Annotated in this window: 15 protein-coding genes; 6 read left to right on the top strand and 9 right to left on the bottom strand. The window is 43.5% G+C overall.

The window, feature by feature from the left end:
- Positions 1-161 precede the first annotated feature (161 nt).
- Entirely contained in the window at positions 162-557 is a 396-nt protein-coding gene (gene tnpA, locus HEQ19_19160; protein WYM01298.1) for an IS200/IS605 family transposase, read from the bottom strand.
- Between the two features lie 110 nt (positions 558-667).
- On the opposite strand from tnpA, the gene HEQ19_19155 reads away from it, so the two are divergent.
- Positions 668-1,846 carry a transposase gene (locus HEQ19_19155; protein ID WYM01297.1) on the top strand — a complete coding sequence of 393 codons (1,179 nt, stop codon included), beginning with the start codon at positions 668-670 and terminating at the stop codon, positions 1,844-1,846.
- Between the two features lie 34 nt (positions 1,847-1,880).
- Here the strand turns inward: HEQ19_19155 and HEQ19_19150 are convergent, their stop codons facing one another.
- Together HEQ19_19150 and HEQ19_19145 are read right to left on the bottom strand one after the other, a co-directional pair.
- Positions 1,881-2,324, bottom strand: coding sequence for a PIN domain-containing protein (locus tag HEQ19_19150; protein ID WYM01296.1), 444 nt, complete (start codon positions 2,322-2,324; stop codon positions 1,881-1,883).
- A complete protein-coding gene (locus HEQ19_19145; protein ID WYM01295.1) occupies positions 2,321-2,572 on the bottom strand; it encodes a hypothetical protein in 252 nt (83 codons plus the stop codon). The genes HEQ19_19150 and HEQ19_19145 overlap by 4 nt, the downstream gene beginning before the upstream one ends.
- Before the next feature lie 153 nt (positions 2,573-2,725).
- On the opposite strand from HEQ19_19145, the gene HEQ19_19140 reads away from it, so the two are divergent.
- Entirely contained in the window at positions 2,726-3,103 is a 378-nt protein-coding gene (locus HEQ19_19140; GenBank protein WYM01294.1) for a DUF433 domain-containing protein, read from the top strand.
- Between the two features lie 7 nt (positions 3,104-3,110).
- Here HEQ19_19140 and HEQ19_19135 read toward each other — a convergent pair whose 3' ends face one another.
- Positions 3,111-4,661, bottom strand: a complete 1,551-nt coding sequence (locus tag HEQ19_19135) for an AAA-like domain-containing protein (protein WYM01293.1) — start codon at positions 4,659-4,661, stop codon at positions 3,111-3,113.
- 229 nt (positions 4,662-4,890) lie between these two features.
- On the opposite strand from HEQ19_19135, the gene moaA reads away from it, so the two are divergent.
- Positions 4,891-5,877, top strand: a complete 987-nt coding sequence (gene moaA, locus HEQ19_19130) for a GTP 3',8-cyclase MoaA (GenBank protein ID WYM01292.1) — start codon at positions 4,891-4,893, stop codon at positions 5,875-5,877.
- 70 nt (positions 5,878-5,947) lie between these two features.
- Here moaA and rpsD read toward each other — a convergent pair whose 3' ends face one another.
- Positions 5,948-6,556 carry a 30S ribosomal protein S4 gene (gene rpsD, locus HEQ19_19125; GenBank protein WYM01291.1) on the bottom strand — a complete coding sequence of 203 codons (609 nt, stop codon included), beginning with the start codon at positions 6,554-6,556 and terminating at the stop codon, positions 5,948-5,950.
- Between the two features lie 186 nt (positions 6,557-6,742).
- Here rpsD and HEQ19_19120 point away from each other — a divergent pair, with 186 nt between their 5' ends.
- Positions 6,743-7,384 (top strand): hypothetical protein, encoded by a 642-nt coding sequence (locus HEQ19_19120; GenBank protein WYM03504.2) that lies wholly within the window; start codon positions 6,743-6,745, stop codon positions 7,382-7,384.
- A 556-nt stretch (positions 7,385-7,940) separates the two neighbouring features.
- On the opposite strand, the gene hetR is transcribed toward HEQ19_19120, so the two are convergent.
- Both hetR and HEQ19_19110 read right to left on the bottom strand, forming a co-directional pair.
- Positions 7,941-8,840, bottom strand: coding sequence for a heterocyst differentiation master regulator HetR (gene hetR / locus HEQ19_19115; GenBank protein ID WYM01290.1), 900 nt, complete (start codon positions 8,838-8,840; stop codon positions 7,941-7,943).
- Between the two features lie 2,029 nt (positions 8,841-10,869).
- Positions 10,870-13,287 carry an EamA family transporter gene (locus tag HEQ19_19110; GenBank protein ID WYM01289.1) on the bottom strand — a complete coding sequence of 806 codons (2,418 nt, stop codon included), beginning with the start codon at positions 13,285-13,287 and terminating at the stop codon, positions 10,870-10,872.
- A 715-nt stretch (positions 13,288-14,002) separates the two neighbouring features.
- Here HEQ19_19110 and HEQ19_19105 point away from each other — a divergent pair.
- Positions 14,003-15,118: a ferrochelatase gene (locus tag HEQ19_19105; protein ID WYM01288.1), complete on the top strand. Its 1,116-nt coding sequence runs from the start codon at positions 14,003-14,005 to the stop codon at positions 15,116-15,118.
- A gap of 189 nt (positions 15,119-15,307) precedes the next feature.
- Here the strand turns inward: HEQ19_19105 and HEQ19_19100 are convergent, their stop codons facing one another.
- Together HEQ19_19100 and HEQ19_19095 are read right to left on the bottom strand one after the other, a co-directional pair.
- Positions 15,308-15,853, bottom strand: coding sequence for an NADPH-dependent FMN reductase (locus HEQ19_19100; GenBank protein WYM01287.1), 546 nt, complete (start codon positions 15,851-15,853; stop codon positions 15,308-15,310).
- Between the two features lie 627 nt (positions 15,854-16,480).
- Positions 16,481-17,221, bottom strand: a complete 741-nt coding sequence (locus HEQ19_19095) for a phycobilisome rod-core linker polypeptide (GenBank protein ID WYM01286.1) — start codon at positions 17,219-17,221, stop codon at positions 16,481-16,483.
- A gap of 716 nt (positions 17,222-17,937) precedes the next feature.
- Between HEQ19_19095 and ftsH the strand changes: the two genes are divergently transcribed.
- Positions 17,938-19,827, top strand: a complete 1,890-nt coding sequence (ftsH, locus tag HEQ19_19090; protein ID WYM03503.1) for an ATP-dependent zinc metalloprotease FtsH — start codon at positions 17,938-17,940, stop codon at positions 19,825-19,827.
- Positions 19,828-19,951 lie beyond the last annotated feature (124 nt).

The following is a 19,951-nucleotide window of genomic DNA, read 5'->3' as shown; positions in this document are numbered from 1 at the left end:
GTATTGGAGCAGAAAGCCCACCAGTAACAGACTGAAAATCCAAAAAATTTTCAGTCTGTTACGCCCTTCAGGGGTGGGGACGGGCAGTTTCCTCAAGTCGGGAAACCCGCCCACGGAACTGCCCTCATGAATGCGTTGCACCTTTAGGTGCAGTCCCACTGCTAGCGAGTTTTTTGATTAGCAATATACTTTTTGATTGTCTCACTTGAGGCATCACCCGCAGTTCCACAAAAATAACTTCTTGTCCACATTGAAGGCAGTCTCAATAAATGTGGAAATTCTTGCCTTAGCACCCTAGAGGTATATCCCTTTAATCTAAACATAATTTGATCTGGGGCTAATGTTGGGGGACAGCTAACAAAAAGATGTACATGGTCTTGCATTATTTCAAGAGCTAGAATTTCGCACTCTAGCTCTTTTGTCTTTTCATAAAGTAACTCTTCAAGTCTGATGGCGACATTTCCAATCAACACTTTTTTGCGTCTTTTTGGTATCCAAACGAAGTGGTAATTAATCAGGGTGACTGATGTTGTCTTGTGCCTGTAATTTCCTGGCATATATGAAGTATCTGTAAAGTTGTGGTCAATAGCTTGTATCTATCGACCATACTGTACTATATTATTTCTGTCATCACAAGGTCGTTCGCGCAGCGTGCCGTAGGCAAACGATGTTAGTCTTAGAAGCAAAGTTAAAAGGTAAACAAAGTCAGTACAATTTAATAGATGAAGCTATTAGAACTGCTTTGTTTGTCCGTAACAAAGCTCTAAGGCATTGGATGGATAACAAAGGTGTCGGTAAAAATGACCTACAAAAGCTTTGTGCTGTACTAGCCAAAGAATTTGGTTTTGCCGATAAGCTTAACTCTATGGCTCGGCAGGCTTCTGCTGATAGAGCATGGCTTGCGATTAAACGTTTTTACGATAATTGCAAAGCCAAGAAACCAGGAAAGAAAGGATTCCCTAGATTTAAAAAACGTGGGCATTCTGTTGAGTACAAAACATCAGGGTGGCAACTTTCTGCTGATAAAAGATACATCACATTCAGCGATGGTTTTAATATTGGTAGGCTTAAATTAGTTGGGACTCGTGACTTAAGTTTCTACTCTATTAAACAGATTAAACGTGTCAGAATAATTAAACGCGCTGATGGTTATTATTGTCAGTTTTGCGTTGATATTGAGCGTAAGGAACAGCATCAGCATAGTGGGAATCAAGTAGGAATAGATTTAGGCTTAGAGTTTTTCTACACTGATTCTGAAGGCAGAACAGTAGAAAATCCTAGATTATTGCGTAAGTCAGAGAAGGCTTTAAAGCGTAAACAAAGAAAGGTTTCTAAGTCTAAAAAAGGTTCATCTAATCGTCGTAAAGCTGTTAAAAAATTAGCTAAAAAGCACCTCAAGGTAAGTAGACAGCGTAAAGATTTTGTAGTTAAGACTGCAAAAGCGCTCGTCCAGTCAAACGATTTGGTAGTCTATGAGGACTTGCAGGTGAAGAACATGGTTAAAAACGATCATTTAGCTAAATCTATCAGTGATGCATCATGGTCATTGTTCACTGATTGGGTAGACTACTACGCCAAAGTTTTTGATACTTGGGCGATAGCAGTTGCACCCCACTACACGAGTCAAGATTGTTCTGTTTGTGGGACACGGGTTAAAAAATCATTGTCTACTCGTACCCATAAATGTCATTCTTGCCCAACAGTGCTACACCGTGACCACAATGCAGCGATTAGAATTTTGGACAAAGGATTGAAAAGTACCGTCGGGCGGACGGAATCTAAAGCTTGTGGACAGAACGACCTCTATCTAGGTGGGGAAACTCCTCTAGACAAGTCGGCTGGATGAAACAAGAATCCCACCCCTTCAAGGGGTGGGAGCGTCAATTCACCAACAACTCACCCACCACCAAAACTCTCAACTCCGTCACCCGCTTTAAAGCTGCATCATTGGTCAAAAAAGCCTCACAACCAGCAATTATTGCCGTCGCCACCTGCAACGCATCGGGTAACTGAAGGTTATAACGCACCCTAATTAAAGCCGCTTCTCGCGCAATAGTAGCATTAATGTCCATAAAAACTACTTCATCCTGCTGCAATACATCTACAAAAGCCTGCTCTAAATCTACTAACCCCTGACGGATAGCACCCACCAAACACTCTGATAACGTTATTCCAGATGCTACTGCTGTAATGTCAGCTTCTAAACGCTCAAAAATTGGATCGACTAAATCGACAAACTGCGGATTACGTTCTACAAAATAAATTACGGGTGCTGTATCGAGAAATAAGCGAGAAACTCCAGCTAAAGCATCAGCAATTCTCATTCCTCTCCTCGCAACAAACGTTCTCGCTCCTCATCTCCTTTGCGTCGAGTCCGCGAAACCCATTCCTGAGCATCCTCACCCAATAGCGGATAGGGTGCCATACCCTTCAAATCGCTCCACTTGCGTTTTGGTTGCGTTTGGGTGATGTGTTTCTTCACACGTTCGACCAAATACTCCATCACTGTCAATTGCTCTTGAAGAGTCAGTTGCTCAATCTCGCTGAAAATTTTTTCAAGTGACGGACTCATTAACTTAACCCTTGTCCACTGCTGTAAATTTTAGCTTCTTTAATTCATAATAACTAATTGTAATTGTAGCTGTGAAAAAATCTTTAATTGATACAGATATTGTATCGGAGATTCGCAAAGGTAAAAATTATCAAATAAATGCATATTAAAACTATGAACACAAATCAAGCACTATATACAAAGAATATCGCTGAGTATTTCAACTTTATCGCGCCTGGAGATATTAGACTACAAAACACAAGAATAGGAATAGAAACAATTCTTTATGAATACATTGATTGTGGACGTTCGCCGGAGGAAATCGCCCAAATTTATCAATCAATTTCCTTAGAACAAGTATATGCGACTATTCTTTACTATTTGCAAAACAAAGAATTTGTCAGTGCTTATATGCAAAACTGGTTAGAACATGGTCATAGAATGAGAGAACAACAGCGACTTAATCCGCCACCAGTATCAGAAAAGTTACGCCAACTCCGAACTGAAAGACAAGCTAAAAAACAAATACATGACGCTGAGATATCTGATTGATGAAAAGTCAAGCCCGCACAATGGTTACAGAACGCCCATTTGTTGTAGTTGTAATGGATGTTGTTAATCGCTCCTCAATGGGCAAAGCTTTGGTACGTAAATCGAAAATAATCAACCAACCAAAATTTACCCCCAACCTGGCCAAATAGGAATCTAACTGTTCAATCCCTGATTCCATTGGGTCTCTCCTTTTATCCCGCCAAGCTTTTAACTCGATTCCCAATATTACATTCCCATATTTGAGACGCAAATCCATGCGATCGCGTCCAATCGCATATTCCCGTTCCAGGGTGCCACCCCCATTCACCACACGATGCAAAAATGCCATTAGTACCAAATGTGGTGCTATCTCATGGTAGGATGCGCTACGAAGTAACGGTTCCCCATGCTGTCGCCAGAATGCTAAAAATGCTTGTAATAAGTCATCCGTATTTAACTCACCTGACTTAGTTAACCAAGTAGGTGCGATTTGAGGTAAAGAAGCCATTGGTGTCACGGTTAATACTCTAGGTAACACCTCTCGATAAATCGGATTTGCGATCGCCAGTCCTCCCAAGGGGTCCATTTTACATAAACCCAGGTCGATGACAAACTGAATATCATCATTTGGTACATCACCCAATTCTAAACCTGCAAGTATCGGTTCAATAATTGCCTTTACCCTTGGTTCTCGTAGTCTTTCGGCTAAGGAATCAAGATGAGTATCTTGCCTTTTAATTAGCACTTCTTTAGCTTCGTGAATATGCTCAGGTGTAATTGCGATCTTCGTATCTGTTACCATTTCTTCGACAATTTCTTTAGCAAGAGCATTTACTAACCAAGGCTGTCCCTGAGTCAAATCAAACGCTGTCTCAATTGCTTGTGAGGTAAAAACTTGTCCCGTGTCATCGGTATGTTGTTGGTATAGTTGCGCCACTTCTGTGGCATTAAAATCTCTCAAAGTTAGGGAGCGGACTTTGATATTAAAGGGACTGGCTGTATTTAATCTATCGCTACCACCAGAAGCAACCTTATAATCCCGCACATCTCGTAAACCGATTAACCCGACAGATAAGGGAAAGTTTTTTGGACGTTCTGGATAACCATCGCGTAACTGCCGCAAAATCGAAATCAGTGCTTTATCCTGCAAAGAGTCAATTTCATCTATAAACAGAACTAAAGGTCTGGGTGTTGCCTGTGCCCATGCCTGCAAACTAGCTCTAATCCTTTGTCCTGCATCCTCGAACGACCAAGTAGGTGGTTGTAGTTCTTGAGGCAAACGGATTGCAATTGTATCACGCCAAGCACCAAGAATTGCTAATTCGGCTGCTCCTGGATCATCACTAAACGGTGCCCCTACTTCCACAGATACCATGACTGCGGTGTAGCTTCCGCTTTCTGTAAGCTGTTTTGCTAAAGCCATCATTGCCGTAGTTTTACCAGTTTGGCGAGGAGCGTGGATGACAAAATAGCTTTCTTGAGCAATTAGTCGCTCTAAAGAAGGCAGCCGAACAGTTGGCGGTAGCATGTAGTGAATATCAGCCTTACAAGGCCCTGCGGTATTAAACCAACGAGGCATAGGGAGTTGAGGACTTTTGGGGGATGTTCTTACTGTAGCGCTTCTTTTGACCCGGCTTCTACCCGCCAGCAGAAATAGGCGTTGCTGAATCAGAGTATGAATTGGGATTTTGCGACATGACTAAAAACGATTCTTTGCGCCTTTGCGCCTACCCTGCGGGAACGGCTCCGCCGAATGCGTGAGACTAATTCATACTTTAAATCAGCAACGCCAGAAATAAAGACTCAAAATGAACCAGGTAGACTACCTCCGCATTAGCCTAATCGATCGCTGTAATTTCCGCTGTCAATACTGTATGCCAGAGGAGACGGAACTTGATTATATTGTCAAGCAACAATTATTGACTGACTCCGAACTCCTGACGCTAATTCAAGAGGTGTTTATCCCTGTAGGCTTTACTCGTTTTCGTTTGACTGGGGGGGAACCCTTACTACGTCCCCGTGTGGTGGAATTGGTCAGACAAATTGCTGCTTTTGACCAAACCCAAGACCTCTCAATGACCACCAATGGGTTTTTGCTTGCACCCTTGGCACAAAACCTTTATAATGCTGGTTTGCGGCGTATTAATATTAGCCTAGACTCTCTCGATGCCGACACCTTTGACCAAATTATCGGCAATCACGGACGTTCGCGCTGGCAAGAGGTCTGGGATGGTATTCAAGCAGCTTATCGCGTCGGCTTTGACCCTCTGAAGCTGAATGTAGTGATAATTCCAGGGGTCAATGACCACGAAGTTTTAGATTTAGCCGCTTTGACCATTGATAAACAATGGCACGTCCGGTTTATTGAATTTATGCCTATTGGCAATTGGGAATTATTTGGCGATCGCGGTTGGGTATCTTCCGCAGAACTGCGACAACGCATCCGCCATCGCTGGGGCTTGACAGATTCGCAAATTCGTGGTAATGGTCCAGCCGATGTCTTTCAAATACCGGGAGCGAAGGGAACATTAGGATTTATTAGTCAGATGTCCGAGTGTTTTTGCGATCGCTGTAACCGGATGCGCCTGAGTGCTGATGGCTGGCTACGCCCCTGTTTATTGAATGAAAAAGCTCAAATTGACCTGAAAACTGCTCTGCGTCATGGCATTAGCACCACCCAATTGCAAGAGCAGGTCAGGCTATTACTAGCAATCAAGCCAGAAATTAACTTTAAGCAACGCGACTCTGGTACGGCAGCCGCTTACACTCGTACCATGTCGCAAATTGGCGGTTAGTCATTTGTCATTTGTCATTTGTCATTTGTCATTTATGAAAGACTAAGGACGAATGACCAAGGACTGATAATTACGCTTGTCGTGAGTAGTATTCCACAACCAGCAGTTCGTTAACTTGTAGCGCTACCCATTCCCGCTCAATCACGCCGTTGACTTTAGCAAGCAATTTGTTTTTGTCAAACTCCAGATGGCTGGGGAGGTTAGCTAAACCGGGATATTGTAAGTTAGCTTCCGCCAATTTGCGAGATGCTTCTTTATTTCTGACAGCTATTTCCTCACCGGGACGGATTTGGTAGCTGGCGATATCCACTACACGACCATTGACAGTTATATGACCGTGATTTACCAGTTGACGAGCTGCTGGAATTGTGGGAGCTAGACCCAAGCGAAAAATCGTATTATCTAAACGCATTTCTAGCAGTTGCAACAGCACTTGTCCGGTAGAACCAGTTACACGTCTGGCTTTGCGGACATAGCGTAGTAGTTGCTTTTCTGTGAGACCGTAGTTTAAGCGCAGCTTTTGCTTTTCTTCTAGACGAATGGCATACTCAGAGCGCTTCTTACGGTTCTGACCATGCTGACCAGGTGGATAGGCGCGTCTAGCGCTTTTACGAGTTAATCCTGGCAAGTCGCCCAAGCGACGTACTATTCTGAGGCGGGGCCCTCTATATCGGGACATGAGTTTCCTTAATCTAATCCTGTTTCAACTTTATTTATCCAGACATACCATTTTGACACACCTTTTTCAATTTTAGATTTGGGATTGAAGATCCAAAATCTAAAATTTAAGATTTTAAATCTTAAATCTTAAATCTTAAATTTCGTCATTTGAGGTAGCATAACCTTGGTTGTTTGGAGAATAGTAATGTTACAGAGCAAAACAGAGGTTAGCAGAGGTAGAAAGCAACTAAGCGCTTTTACCTACGGAATGTTACAGACTAAAGTAATTCGGGTGACAGCACCTGTTTTGGCTATAGCTGGATGGTTGGCAACGATCGCCCCTGGAATAACTGCCCCTACCTCCTACAACAATGATTACCGTGGCTGTGCGGCTCGACTCTTGAATGTGGGTGTGAGTCCAGAAGCAGCAGCAGCAGGCTGTGCCACGGCACTGCGTCCGAGGGAATTATCTGCCTGTGTGTCTAAAATTAGTAAGCAGGCAAAAATTAGCGGGGTGGATGCCCTTGCTACCTGTAGACAAGCGCGAGTCCCGGAAGATTTAGCCACTTGTGTAGTTGGGTTAAGTCAAAATACTGAAGAGGCTGCTAAACCAGCAATTTTAAATTACTGTGGTCGGAGTTTATTGCCCGTGCGCTTTGCTCAGTGTGTGCTGGGCTTGCGTAGTGAAATCAAATCGACCGTCACTGTTACCCTTGATACTTGTATTGATGGTAGCGATCGCCTTGGCAGTGTTACACCCGGTTCTGTACCGCCAACTCAACGCCCCACAGAATTTCGTCCCACTTTTGAGACTACTCCAATTCCAGCACAGCCTGGCAGTAAGTAAAAAAGCAGGGGAGAAAACAGTTAACTGTTAACTAGGGGATGGAGTTTCCTGGCGACTTCCAATAAAAATTCACAAAAACATCACGGGTCGTGTAGAAGCCACTTGGCAATAGATGCGTGGAGGAAACACGCCACGGCTTGTTTTAACAAGTGTGGAAAATGATATGATCAAATTGTGAGTAGGAATAATCATCTACGTGTTGAAGTGTTTTGTAAGGAGTAACCCCTGATTTACCTCGCATTCGCACAGGTTGCGATTCTGGGTAAAACTTGTAATGGGAAAACATGAAGCGTACCGAACTGGCGTTGTGATGGACTCGGAAAACAAAAAAAAGAAAAGTAAGCGCAATTGCAATACCTTTGGGTAGTTGTTTTGAGCGTCTAGGGGGATACTTGACTATCCCTTTTAAGCAAGTCTTAAAGAATCTCAGTGTCTTTAGACCTGAGAGTGTCAAAAGTCAAAAGTCCACAACTAGTGTGGACTTTTGATTGTTGATTTTGACTGCTGCTAGTAGTGCGTAAAAAAAAATCGTACGCAGTCTTCTGCATCCTGATTATTAGTCTTCTTTTTTACCAAAAACCATCTGTAAAATCATGGGAACGCCACCGTCTTGGTGATATTTATCTGCCCAAGCGCGGATGACTTCATCCAATTCTTCTTGAGCCTGATCCCATCGTTCTGGTGGAATATCCAGCTCTTCCAACACTCGCATAGCATTTGGTCGCCGTTCTGCCCAATCTTTCATTATCCGAAAATACCGAGCGGTATCTTCGACCATGATGTAAGTACGCTCCTGATCGTCCGCTGGCGCATAAAAAGGACGGGTCAGAGCATAAAAGGGCATTCCCCAAGGAGAATCAATCCGCGTAACAGTGCCTGAGTATAGCAGACGGCGCTTAATATGCTCCGCCAAAGCTTCACTTAAAGGCATCTGGTTCTGGGGAGGCATATCCTCTTGCGATCGCTTGTGCAGAAATTCAATTAATTCCAGAAACTCAAAGGAGGTGATTAACTGGGCGTCAGGCAGATTACTGGGCAATTTCTGCTCAATTTGCCTTTTTTCTTCGGTTGTCAGACTTGTGCCGGGAATACGCGATCTCCCCGGTCGCCAAGGATATTTTTCCATCCAGACGTAAGGCAATTGAATTAGATAACGCGGTTCCTGAGAACCGAGCATCTTCAACAATTTGCCCTCAGTCAGGGCTTGTCTGACTTCCTCTACAATGATTTTCACCCGCTTTGGCTCTAAGTGGTGCAAATGCCCTGTCATCCGCAGGTTTTGTCCCTGCTCCAGATAGGTCATGTAAATAGCACACTTAGCCGCTGTTGCTGCTGCATCTAAAAATGCCCCATGCCTGTGCCCACTCGTCCGCATGGCACTGAAAGCCAGATAAAGCATGATCTGATCCATCGCACTGGGGCCGAGACGTTTGATCAGATCTATGTCGTTACTCATATTACAGACAATTGAATAGCACGTTTACAGAGTTATTAGTCAAAGGAAAGTAAGTAGTATACACCCGACTGAAGGCAATATTTTCACCAAACCCTCCGCGTCGTGTAACCAAGTGGCTTTAGACGTGGAGGCTAAGGCTCAGGCACTTAACTGTTGTCCTCCTTGCGGGGTTGAATCAGCACAGGAGTAGTGCCTATTTATTTCCCTGTGTGCCGGGAATCGCCTTGCTAGGTCAGTATTGTTAGCCTTGACAATGTTTAAGGTCGGTAACTATCTAGGAGAGACTGGCTTAAACCTTAAGCCTGTTTAATCCCTTAGTTCTAGAGCCTGGAACTGGCTAGGTATTCCAGGGTAGGTCTTGAACTCTTACCTTAAACTTAAGTACCAGAGGCGCGCAAGTAGCTCGCCGAAATGTACTTAGTCTGGTCAGGTTAGGGCAATTTCTGCGCCCCCGCTTTTAGGCGTGGGGTTCCTGACTCCAGATTATCTATTATGCTTTAACTATATGATTCTTGGTAGTCAGAATTGTTATTTTATGCGTAATTTATGGTACACACCTATAAGAAGTATTTTTGCTTAATAGAACCAAGCATCACATGGATAGATTCCGGTCATCCCGAAAGCTTTTGCCAGTAAGCTCTTACGCCATCTGAGTAAACTTTATTGTTTCCAGAAAGCTAAAAAAGCCTGTCATGTGTATCCTAGTTTTCTTGCTTCTTTAGCAGTGGCAACAGACACAGTGATTTTACTTACATGCGTCTTTGTCCTGCCTAGGCAAGATAGCACTGTGAAAACTACTTAATTTAATGTGGCTGAGGAAAAATAGCTCTCTGACAAAAGACTATTCCCCTGCTCATCAACTAAACCCGCAAGGAGTCCCACACCGTAATCTTCTCTACGTTCGCGGAGCGTGTCGCAGACAGACGCTGCGCGAATGATTCGGTGTCGGGACCAATTGCGGGGTTGTTTTGTCGCGTCCTGTGACCATTTTCTGGTCACTGAGCGTAGCCGAAGTGTTGCACAGCCAGAAGAGGGAGGAGGACAGCGACAAAACAACCAATCTTTTATACACGAATCATGGAGATAATCCTTTCGTGCAAGTTGTAAGTCCCTTAGCTCACCACTACCAAAATGTCCTTTCTGCAAGCACTACTAATCAGGTAGTTTGTAAATAGTCCAGACTAGGGAAACATCTGTTCGTACGTGTCAGGTAATGGCTTGTGAGCTAGTCATCTCTTAGTTACAAGCTGATTCTTGTAAGCCTACACACAACCATTGGTCAGTGTAGGTAGTTGACAATACCTGTTAATTTTTTACAAAAAACTATTCTCAATTATAGCATTTTTTTATTAATTTTCTCTGAGGTTATATATTCTAAACAATTAGCTAATTTTTATTAAAAAAAATTATACTAAAAATAAAAATCTAGATTTATTGAGATTTGTGTAGCAAATATTCCCTAGGAAAAATCAGGACTTACGCTAGTGTCACATTTAAATCAGTAGTCAACGAACAGTGAACAGTTATCAAGGCGTAACGATAAACACATCACTCTTGAGTGATAACTGATAACTGATAACTGATAACTGTTAAAATGTTCCCTGTTGGTCTGTCCCATTAATTTTGATAGGTTGTTCGTAGTTGCGTTTGATCGCTCGGACAATCAAGAGCGCTCAAGCGTAACTACGAACAAATCAATTCACCTATCAGAATTAATCTGGTGGAGTAACAGGGCTATTTCATTCTCATCTAGCCCGCCTCAGAATGAATTCTGAGTCTAATAGCTAAAGTCGTCTAAAGACGACTGAGAAAAGGTTATAGTCCGTTTTAACGGACTTTAGCTATTAGCCCTACACTTCAGTGTAGGGCGGTTTATGTCTAGAATGAAATAGCCCTGGGTGGAGTAATAGCACAGCGCGGCGTAAATAAACCACCCATTAGAAACTTGACAAACCCTGAGTAAAAGGTAATTACGTGCTTCGTAGCGGGGCGTAGCCCATGACGAATTACGAATTATGAATTACGAAATTTAATTTGTGGAACTAGAGGACTTAACTTGATTTTGCAAGCTTTCAAAGCTGAAAGCAGCGGCGCTAAAAGTTACTAGTAAAACTCCCAAAATCTGGACAATTTCCAAGCTGTCCTGAATAATCAAACCAGCGAAAATGACGGTTAAAATTGGGACACTGGCGCCGATAATCGCTGACCGAGATGCACCTAGTTTACTAATCCCAATATTATTCAACACATAACTGCAGAGAGTCAGTACACCCAAAATAAAAGCAGTTAAAATAATTTCCAATATCTTAGTCATGTCAATGTTCAGACTCCAGTCGCTCGGTAAAGGTATGAGCAAACAGATACAGCTCAAGAGCAACATGGTAGTGAAGTTAATTAGAGTCAAAGAGACAGGATGGACTTTATTAGCACACAACCTTGTTAGAATAACGTAGGCAGAAAAAGCGATTCCCGCAAAAATAGCGGCGCTGCTCCCCAGCACAACATTACCTGTACTCGTACTGGATGCACCTCCCAAAACTAGCAGTTCACCGCAAAAAAGAGCGCCGATCGCACCGGAACGGAATAAGCTAGGGCGATCGCGAAATAAAAGCCAAGACAACAGTCCGCTGATAATCGGATAGATAAAGAAAAGCGCGATCGCCGCGCCAGTTGTAATTTGACCAATCGCAATGTAAATTAGCACCTGGGAGAGAAACAAACAGCATCCACTGGCTATTGACAACTGCAAAGTTTTCGGTTTTTTCCCATCAGTAGAATTTGGTTTAGCTCCTGCGGAATCAAACAGATTTTGCAAGTCTTCCCATATTTGTGAATGCATCATCGGCGCTAACATTAACATTAGTGGCACAACGACCAGCAACCGCAGCATTAAAATTAAGAAAGTATTCCCCAAGTTCGGCAAAATCAAGCCCTCTACCGTCACTCCTAGAACCTGAGAACCTTCTTGAAACAGCACTTTAATGGCGACGTTATACAGCGATGACAACACCGTAGACAACACAATCAACAAAAACCCTATCTGAATAGGTGACAATGTTTGAGCGCGGGGTGTGCTTGGTGTTGGGGGTGTTGCTTTTTCTCTGCGCGATAGTGGAGTAGGCTCTCTCCTAATTTTGCGTTCTGGTAATTCTCTGGGAATAACAGAAATTGGCTCAGGGGAGTTTTCTGTTGGCGCTGGTGTCATTGTTGATGACAGCACAGGCTCTAATGTCGTTTCACTGGCTGGTAATTCTCTGGGAATAACAGAAATTGGCTCAGGGGAGTTTTTTGTTGGCGCTGGTGTCATTGTTGATGACACCACAGGCTCTAATGTCGTTTCACTGGCTGGTAATTCTCTGGGGATGACAGAAATTGGCTCAGGGGAGTTTTCTGTTGGCGCTGGTGTGATCAGCGATGACACCACAGGCTCTAATGTTGTTTCACTGGCTGGTAATTCTCTGGGGATGACAGAAATTGGCTCAGGGGAGTTTTCTGTTGGCGCTGGTGTGATCAGCGATGACACCACAGGCTCTAATGTTGTTTCACTGGCTGGTAATTCTCTGGGGATGACAGAAATTGGCTCAGGGGAGTTTTCTGTTGGCGCTGGTGTGATCAGCGATGACACCACAGGCTCTAATGTTGTTTCACTGGCTGGTAATTCTCTGGGGATGACAGAAATTGGCTCAGTGATTTGACTCGTTACTCCTCCCAGCTGCGGTGATGGTTTAAAGTAACCATTCTGTTCTGGCTCACTCAGTTGTAATACAGTAGGTGATGAAACTTTTACTGCTGGTTGTTCCGGCGATCGCGACTCACGAGACGGTGAAACATTTACTACTTTTAGTGAAGTTTCCTCAACTGTTTTTTCCAACCCCTCCAGACGATTAATTAACTCCGTTAAAATAGCTTCCCCTTGCTGTTGTTGGCTCCGCATCTGAGACAACTGTTGGGAAATATTACCTTGATAGCTCTTAATTTCCTGTTGTAGGGAGTTAAAGGTAATGCTGAGGGTGTTATCCAAAGCACCAAAAAGTTGTTCAACCTTTTCATTGTTCACAGTTTCAGGGGTGCTGAGGGACTGTTCTGACTTCAGCCCCGCTCTGGGGGTGTTCTCTAATGTTTGGCTAGCTAAAGTAGTCAGAGATGATTGCAGCTGCGAAGATATATGCTTGGCCAAAGCTTCTGCTAGCTGACGAATTAGCACCTGCTGCTCTGTGATTTGTCGTACTTGTTGTAACTGTTGTTTTTCATCGACCAGGCGTTGAATCTCATCACTTAAACGGTTTTTGTCCGCCTGAAGCCGCTTTACGTCTTCCTGTAACGACCTGAGGACATGCTGCTGAAGATTTTCTAAATCCTCAACTACACCCCATAAAGCAGTTTCTGCTGCTCTGGATATCTCGCCTCTTACTCGCGGGTTGTCTGGTTGCTTCTCAAATCGCCCCATTAGCTTTTAACCTCTAACACCTTGACGATAAAGCTGCTTCCTGTATACTGATTTGGCACTCATCCTCAGTTCTCGTATTTTCTCAGATAAACCAAAAATTCTAACAGGACTTATGCATATCACCGTAATTCTTTCATGCTGAACACAAGGTTGGCAAAGCATATAATGTAGCAAATAAGTAAATCGGTCAAATGTAACTTGTGTGACAGTTTAAATCTCTGATCGAGATTAAAATATGCGTATTTTTTTGTGAAAATTACCAAATCTTACCTTCCCCTCGAAAATATTCTAGTTAATTAGCCGCTATTGTGCAAAGATTAAGCCGATCCAAAAAAGCTAACAAATGTCCGCTTTTTCTTCCTGCAACGACTAGGAAGTGTCGGCACTATCCAGTCCACAGGCTAACACGGTCAATCTGACCGCTTCTTTTCTTAAATTAATAGCAGCATTCAAATCTCTATTACACTCAAAAATGCCCTATGCCCTATGCCCACAAGTCCTATCTCCACGAATAGCCTAGTGCGTAAGTCCTGTCCAAGTCTGGTTATGATTATTGTACCTATGCTATCCCCCCGGATGGGATAATGATAATATATATAGTCAGGGAAAGTATAGATATCTTTCCTAGTTACCAAAAAAAACTGAATCACCGCCCTAAAAGTGCGGTGAGAACGTCAATGCATCTCTCCATTCTGGTTATATTGAGGAACTCATTGTGGTTGCCACGCCGGAAAAAACACAACACACCCACGAGCATCTATCAGCTAAAGACCGTGTAGCCGTATTGCTTATGGGCTACGGCGAAGTCGAAAGCTATGAAGATTTTGCTAACTATAACGAACAGGCTTTAAATCTACTGACAGCAAAATTTGCACCTGTCCCCACTTGGATTTATCCGCCCCTCGCCAAGCTTTTGGCGTTATTTGACCGTCATGAGTGGGGACACACACACCACGATTTTATCTCCCCACACAACGCCATCTTTGAAAAGCAACGTGCTGGAATCGAGCATGATTTGCAACATAAGTGGGGTGAAGGGGTCAAAGTCTTCAAGGCTTTCAACTTTTGCGCCCCTTTCTTACCTAACCAAGTTTTGGCGGAAATTAAAAACCAAGGCTTTGAAAAAATTCTGATTTATCCTTTACTGGTAGTTGATTCGATCTTTACCAGCGGGATTGCGGTTGAGCAAGTTAACAATGCTTTAGCCGAGTTGGCTGATGGTAATGAACACTGGTTAAAAGGACTGCGCTATATTCCTTCTTTCTTCAATGAGCCAGCCTACATCAATTTGATGGCTCGTTTGGTAGAAGAGAAAATTAACCCTGACATAGCAGCAGCTTACCTACCTTCTCAAATCGGGATTGTGCTGATGAATCACGGTTGTCCCCACAAAGCTAAAGGCTTCACCTCTGGGATTACCGAAAGTCAAGCACTGTACGACTTGGTACGTGATAAGTTGATTAACCGCTATCCTTTAATTTCTGTCGGTTGGCTCAACCATGATACACCCCTAATTGAATGGACTCTGCCCAATGCCGAGCAAGCAGCCAATAACCTGATTCAATTGGGTGCAAAAGTGGTAATTTTTATGCCGATTGGCTTTGCGACAGAAAACCACGAAACTTTATTAGATGTGCATCATATCATCCATGCTTTAGAGAAAAAGCATCCCCAAGTGGACTATGTGCAAATGGCTTGTGTCAACGACCATCCCGAATTTTTGGCTATGGCTGCTGAATGGGCGAATGCTCATATTGGTGAGTTGCTGTCGGCCGAAGCAATGACGGTTAATCCCCAGTTAACCAATCACCATCACCACCATCATCATTAAAGTTAGGAGTTAGGAGGTGGGCAAAATTTTGCCCACCCCACTAGTAGTCTGTCAATTTTATTTTGAGGGATTTTTGGTAGTGTGAGCGTCTCGCTCACGCGGGCAAGATGCCCGCACTACAGTCCATCATTTTTATCTTGACAGAGTACTAGCAATAATTAATCGCCTCTCAACTCCCAACTCCTAACTCTAACTAACGCCTCGCAGCTTGCGGGTGTTGTCAACTAAACTTTGAGCAAATTGATCAAAGCGTTGGGAAAGTTTTTCATCTAATAGCTTGCCCTCTGGACTGAAGGCAGCGTAAGCTTGTCCAATGGCAATTTGTTCTGGTATTACCCAACCATGTACCCAGCGGACAATTAGCCTTAGGTCGTTGAGGGCGTTGCTATTCGACTGACCACCTAATACGCTAATCAGTCCAGTTACTTTACCAGACAGTTCTTCAAAGCTCATCAAATCTAGGGCATTTTTTAGCACGCCACTAACGCCGCCATGATACTCAGGTGTGGCTAAAATTAACCCATCGGCATTGTAAACGCTATTCCGTAATCGCTGAACGTCTGGATATTCTGGATACTCCTTACCGCCATGACAAAAAGGTAACTGCAACTGGCGCAAATCCAGAATTTCTATCTCTGCGCCTAGCGCTTCTACCCTTTGTGCTGCTATTTGCAAAGCCAGATAGGTATAGGAGTTGGGTCTTAAACTACCACCAATAGCAACAATTTTCACCATAATTAACCCACAAACTCTTAATCTACGAATACAATAATTATTAAAAAACGGAATCGTTATGATTATGTTTATTTTAGCGATTTGTGGCCTAATATGTCAATTGACACTCCTCAGCCTAAAGGCATGAGGATTCTTGGTTCAACGAGTCCACTTAGCCTAGACCCCTTGCGGTATCTAGACCAGAGGTGGTTCTCTCCCCAAGCGTTAACTTTTGGTCTGCCCGACCATAGTTGCACAGCGTGGCGTGCAAAATTTGTTTGTTAGAGGCATACTGCTATATGCCCATACAATGCCGTTCGTCTAGTACCTATGAATCTTTTACCTACTTCCAGGTAATACTAGAACTACGAAGTAGAACCGTCTAGATTCAGTTGTCTTGGCGTAGCCTCTCCCTTTGGGAGAAGGTACAGCGTCTACGTGTTAGGTAGCAATAGGGTTTTTTAAGTGGTTAATTACCCTTCCACATCTCATATTGTACCAAAAGCCGTCCTAGAAGGACGGGGTTTTAAACCCAATTTTTCGATAACCTGACTTGTAGGGGAATGACCCACCCAAATTCTCGTTATTACCGCCAGTAGGGGCGCAAGGCCTTGCGCCCCTACAGCATGGTCTATTGACCTTAAGTGACTAGTAAGGCCCAATGTGTGGCAATAAACCAAATATTGGCAGCAAATACACTAAGGCTATCAAAACGACTATAGAAGCTGCTAGCCATAAGACAACATCTCTGTCAGAACTACGCAAGAATGTTTGTAGAGTCAATGGCTGAACTTGCTTGTATCCTCTCATGGACAATGGTAACTTGTCACGATAATCGGTGCCGTAGCGTGCCATCCGCTCAAAGGGTAACTCGCCCTGAGAATGCTGGGGTAAAACCCGACGCCGTTGATAAGGAACCGTATCGTTACCAAAGTTGTTGATATATTCTTCGCTGTTGAGCAAATCGTTAATTAAACCTTTGAGTCCTTTAGTAGCCAGGACTATTGACCAAGCAAATTTTTCGCGATCGCCATAAATCTTCCGTCCCAAAATCCGTTGTACACAGATTTCCACAAAGCGATAATTATTGTTGGCATCGTAATTAAGCCGACGAAAAGAATCGGATAAGACTAATCCGTAAATAAAGTCTTTCACCGTAATCTGTCTGGCTTTGAGTTGAGATTCCAAAAAGATTTGTCGATTACTAGACAGCATCTGCTGCTCATGAAAAATTTGCCGATACGCAGCAGTAATCAAGTCATCCATTTCCGTGGTTGACAGCAGGTTCTCTGTTGTGTAAATTCTCGGTTGTTCATCACCAGGCACCTCAAAGCCAATAACACGCTGATTTTGAGATGAAGGAGCATACTCCAACAAAGGAATTGACATAATAAATACCTCTATGCTAGAATTAGGAACAAAAAATCACGGCATTGATCGAGTTAGTCGCACTCAATAATCGCAGCCTGCCATCCACATTCGGATTTCAAAATTCAGAACACCCCTGTTGAGAAAATTCCCCTTAAGATTTGCGGGAGAAAGTAGTATTTCTGAATATCCAATAGACAAGCTGATTCTCCTCGCCAAAACGCGAATCAGGATAAGATTGTAGGTGAGATTCCGTAATAGATTTTGGTTTGGGGGCACAATTCCCAATGGGAGGCTCAGATGAGTAATAGGATTTGTTTGCAGATTGCAGAGAGCATCAATCCCAAAAGACTGAGCGCAGGGAGCAGGGAAAATTTGAATAGTAGGTTACTCCAGGGGTGAAAACAATGATGGCAAGCCTGAAGATAGTTTTCCAGTTGTTGATTCACAACCCTGGTACACAGAGAAATGTAGTCATCCAAATTATAAACCACATGAATCATTTCTGGATCGAGAGATAGACTCAGAACTCCATACAGCCGTTAATTAACCCTAGTGTAAATGGGTCAGTTGTTTAAAGTATTATTTAAAACTGGTATGAAGATCCGTGAGCATGGCTTAATCTGGAAGTTAAACTAGATGAGAAAAGATTTATTTCCAGTTATTTCAATTTTTGCTAGAAGAATAGGCATAAAACCAGCGATCAGGTAATGCCAGCCAGACACAAGGTAATTATTATGACAAATTTCGGGAAAAAAGCATTGAAAAAACAGCCATCGGTAAAGCGCGTTCATTGGACTGGGGCCCTAGCAGCGAGTTTGATTGTATTACCAGGGATTTTGGGGGGTTATCCCGCATTAGCGCAAAAAGCAGAGCGCAATAATTCTCCCTTAACTTATGGCCAGTTGATTCAGAAAACAGACCGAGGGGAAGTCAAAAAAGTAGAACTTGACGAAGCCGAACAAATAGCAAGGGTATATTTAGCCGAAAAGCCAGATTCACCGGTAGAGGTGAGGCTTTTGGAACAAAACACAGAGTTAATTAATAAGCTTAAAGAAAAAAACGTTGATTTTGCTGAAGTTTCCTCTGCCAACAGTCGAGCTGCGGTGAGTTTGTTGATTAACCTGATGTGGATTTTACCACTTTTGGCGTTAATGCTATTGTTCCTCCGCCGCTCTACCAATGCTTCTAACCAAGCGATGAATTTTGGTAAATCCAGGGCTAGATTCCAAATGGAAGCAAAAACTGGTGTAAAATTTGAGGATGTGGCTGGGGTAGAAGAAGCCAAAGAAGAACTACAAGAAGTTGTTACCTTCCTCAAACAGCCAGAAAGATTTACCGCTGTAGGCGCACGTATTCCTAAAGGCGTGTTGTTAATCGGTCCTCCTGGTACTGGTAAAACTTTATTGGCAAAGGCGATCGCTGGCGAAGCTGGTGTACCATTTTTTAGTATTTCCGGCTCGGAATTTGTGGAAATGTTCGTGGGTGTGGGTGCTTCCCGCGTCCGCGACTTGTTTAAAAAAGCTAAAGATAATGCTCCCTGCTTGATTTTTATCGATGAAATCGATGCTGTAGGACGACAAAGAGGTGCTGGAATCGGTGGTGGTAACGATGAGCGCGAACAAACCCTCAACCAACTACTGACGGAGATGGATGGTTTTGAAGGTAACACTGGCATCATTATTATTGCTGCCACCAACCGCCCGGATGTTCTTGACGCAGCGCTATTGCGTCCCGGACGCTTTGATAGACAAGTGATAGTTGATGCACCAGATTTAAAAGGGCGACTAGAGATTTTAAAAGTCCATGCGCGGAATAAGAAAATTGATCCGGGCGTATCATTAGAGGCGATCGCTCGTCGTACTCCTGGTTTTACGGGCGCTGACTTAGCCAACCTACTCAATGAAGCTGCAATTCTCACCGCCAGAAGACGCAAAGAAGCGATTACCCTGCTAGAAGTTGATGCTGCTGTAGACCGGGTAGTCGCCGGGATGGAAGGTACCGCCTTAGTAGACAGCAAGAGTAAGCGCTTAATTGCCTACCATGAAGTAGGACACGCCTTGGTCGGCACCTTACTCAAAAACCATGACCCCGTGCAAAAAGTTACACTCATCCCCCGGGGACAAGCCTTGGGATTAACTTGGTTTACGCCCAATGAGGAGCAAGGATTAATTTCCCGTTCCCAACTCAAAGCCAGGATTACTGCCACTTTAGCAGGTCGCGCTGCCGAAGAAATTGTTTTCGGGAAGCCGGAAGTTACCACTGGTGCAGGAAATGACCTGCAACAAGTAACAAATATGGCGCGACAAATGGTAACACGATTTGGTATGTCTGAATTAGGGCCATTGTCTCTAGAAAATCAGAGCCAAGAGGTATTTTTGGGACGTGATTGGATGAATAAATCAGAATATTCTGAAGAAATTGCTGCCAAAATTGATTCCCAAGTCCGCGAAATTATTAACCATTGCTACCAACTATCAAAAAAATTGTTGCAGGACAACCGCAAAGTTTTGGAGCATCTAGTAGATTTGCTATCAGATGTAGAGACAATTGATGGCGAACTATTTCGGAAAATTGTCGCTGAAAATGCCCAATTAGCCGAGGCCAAATTGACTGTCAGTCTGTGAAATGAAGTCTTATATCCCCCTAAATGCCCCTTAAAAAGGGGGACTTTGAGGACTTTCTGCCCCTCTTTTCCAGGGGGGGTTGGGGGGTATCTGCGCCCAATTTTAGCAATAACTAGTCGTTTGA

It is taken from the genome of Gloeotrichia echinulata CP02 (genome assembly GCA_038087035.1).
Taxonomy (GTDB): Bacteria; Cyanobacteriota; Cyanobacteriia; order Cyanobacteriales; family Nostocaceae; genus Gloeotrichia; species Gloeotrichia echinulata.
The sequence above is the reverse complement of the archived record's forward strand: the minus strand, read 5'-3'. Positions and strand labels throughout refer to the sequence as shown.

Coding starts and splice junctions, on each gene's coding strand:
- tnpA (WYM01298.1), bottom strand. CDS start 557: ATGCCAGGAAATTACAGGCACAAGACAACATCAGTCACCCTGATTAAT.
- HEQ19_19155 (WYM01297.1), top strand. CDS start 668: ATGTTAGTCTTAGAAGCAAAGTTAAAAGGTAAACAAAGTCAGTACAAT.
- HEQ19_19150 (WYM01296.1), bottom strand. CDS start 2,324: ATGAGAATTGCTGATGCTTTAGCTGGAGTTTCTCGCTTATTTCTCGAT.
- HEQ19_19145 (WYM01295.1), bottom strand. CDS start 2,572: ATGAGTCCGTCACTTGAAAAAATTTTCAGCGAGATTGAGCAACTGACT.
- HEQ19_19140 (WYM01294.1), top strand. CDS start 2,726: ATGAACACAAATCAAGCACTATATACAAAGAATATCGCTGAGTATTTC.
- HEQ19_19135 (WYM01293.1), bottom strand. CDS start 4,661: ATGCCTCGTTGGTTTAATACCGCAGGGCCTTGTAAGGCTGATATTCAC.
- moaA (WYM01292.1), top strand. CDS start 4,891: ATGAACCAGGTAGACTACCTCCGCATTAGCCTAATCGATCGCTGTAAT.
- rpsD (WYM01291.1), bottom strand. CDS start 6,556: ATGTCCCGATATAGAGGGCCCCGCCTCAGAATAGTACGTCGCTTGGGC.
- HEQ19_19120 (WYM03504.2), top strand. CDS start 6,743: ATGTTACAGAGCAAAACAGAGGTTAGCAGAGGTAGAAAGCAACTAAGC.
- hetR (WYM01290.1), bottom strand. CDS start 8,840: ATGAGTAACGACATAGATCTGATCAAACGTCTCGGCCCCAGTGCGATG.
- HEQ19_19110 (WYM01289.1), bottom strand. CDS start 13,287: ATGGGGCGATTTGAGAAGCAACCAGACAACCCGCGAGTAAGAGGCGAG.
- HEQ19_19100 (WYM01287.1), bottom strand. CDS start 15,853: ATGGTGAAAATTGTTGCTATTGGTGGTAGTTTAAGACCCAACTCCTAT.
- HEQ19_19095 (WYM01286.1), bottom strand. CDS start 17,221: ATGTCAATTCCTTTGTTGGAGTATGCTCCTTCATCTCAAAATCAGCGT.
- ftsH (WYM03503.1), top strand. CDS start 17,938: ATGACAAATTTCGGGAAAAAAGCATTGAAAAAACAGCCATCGGTAAAG.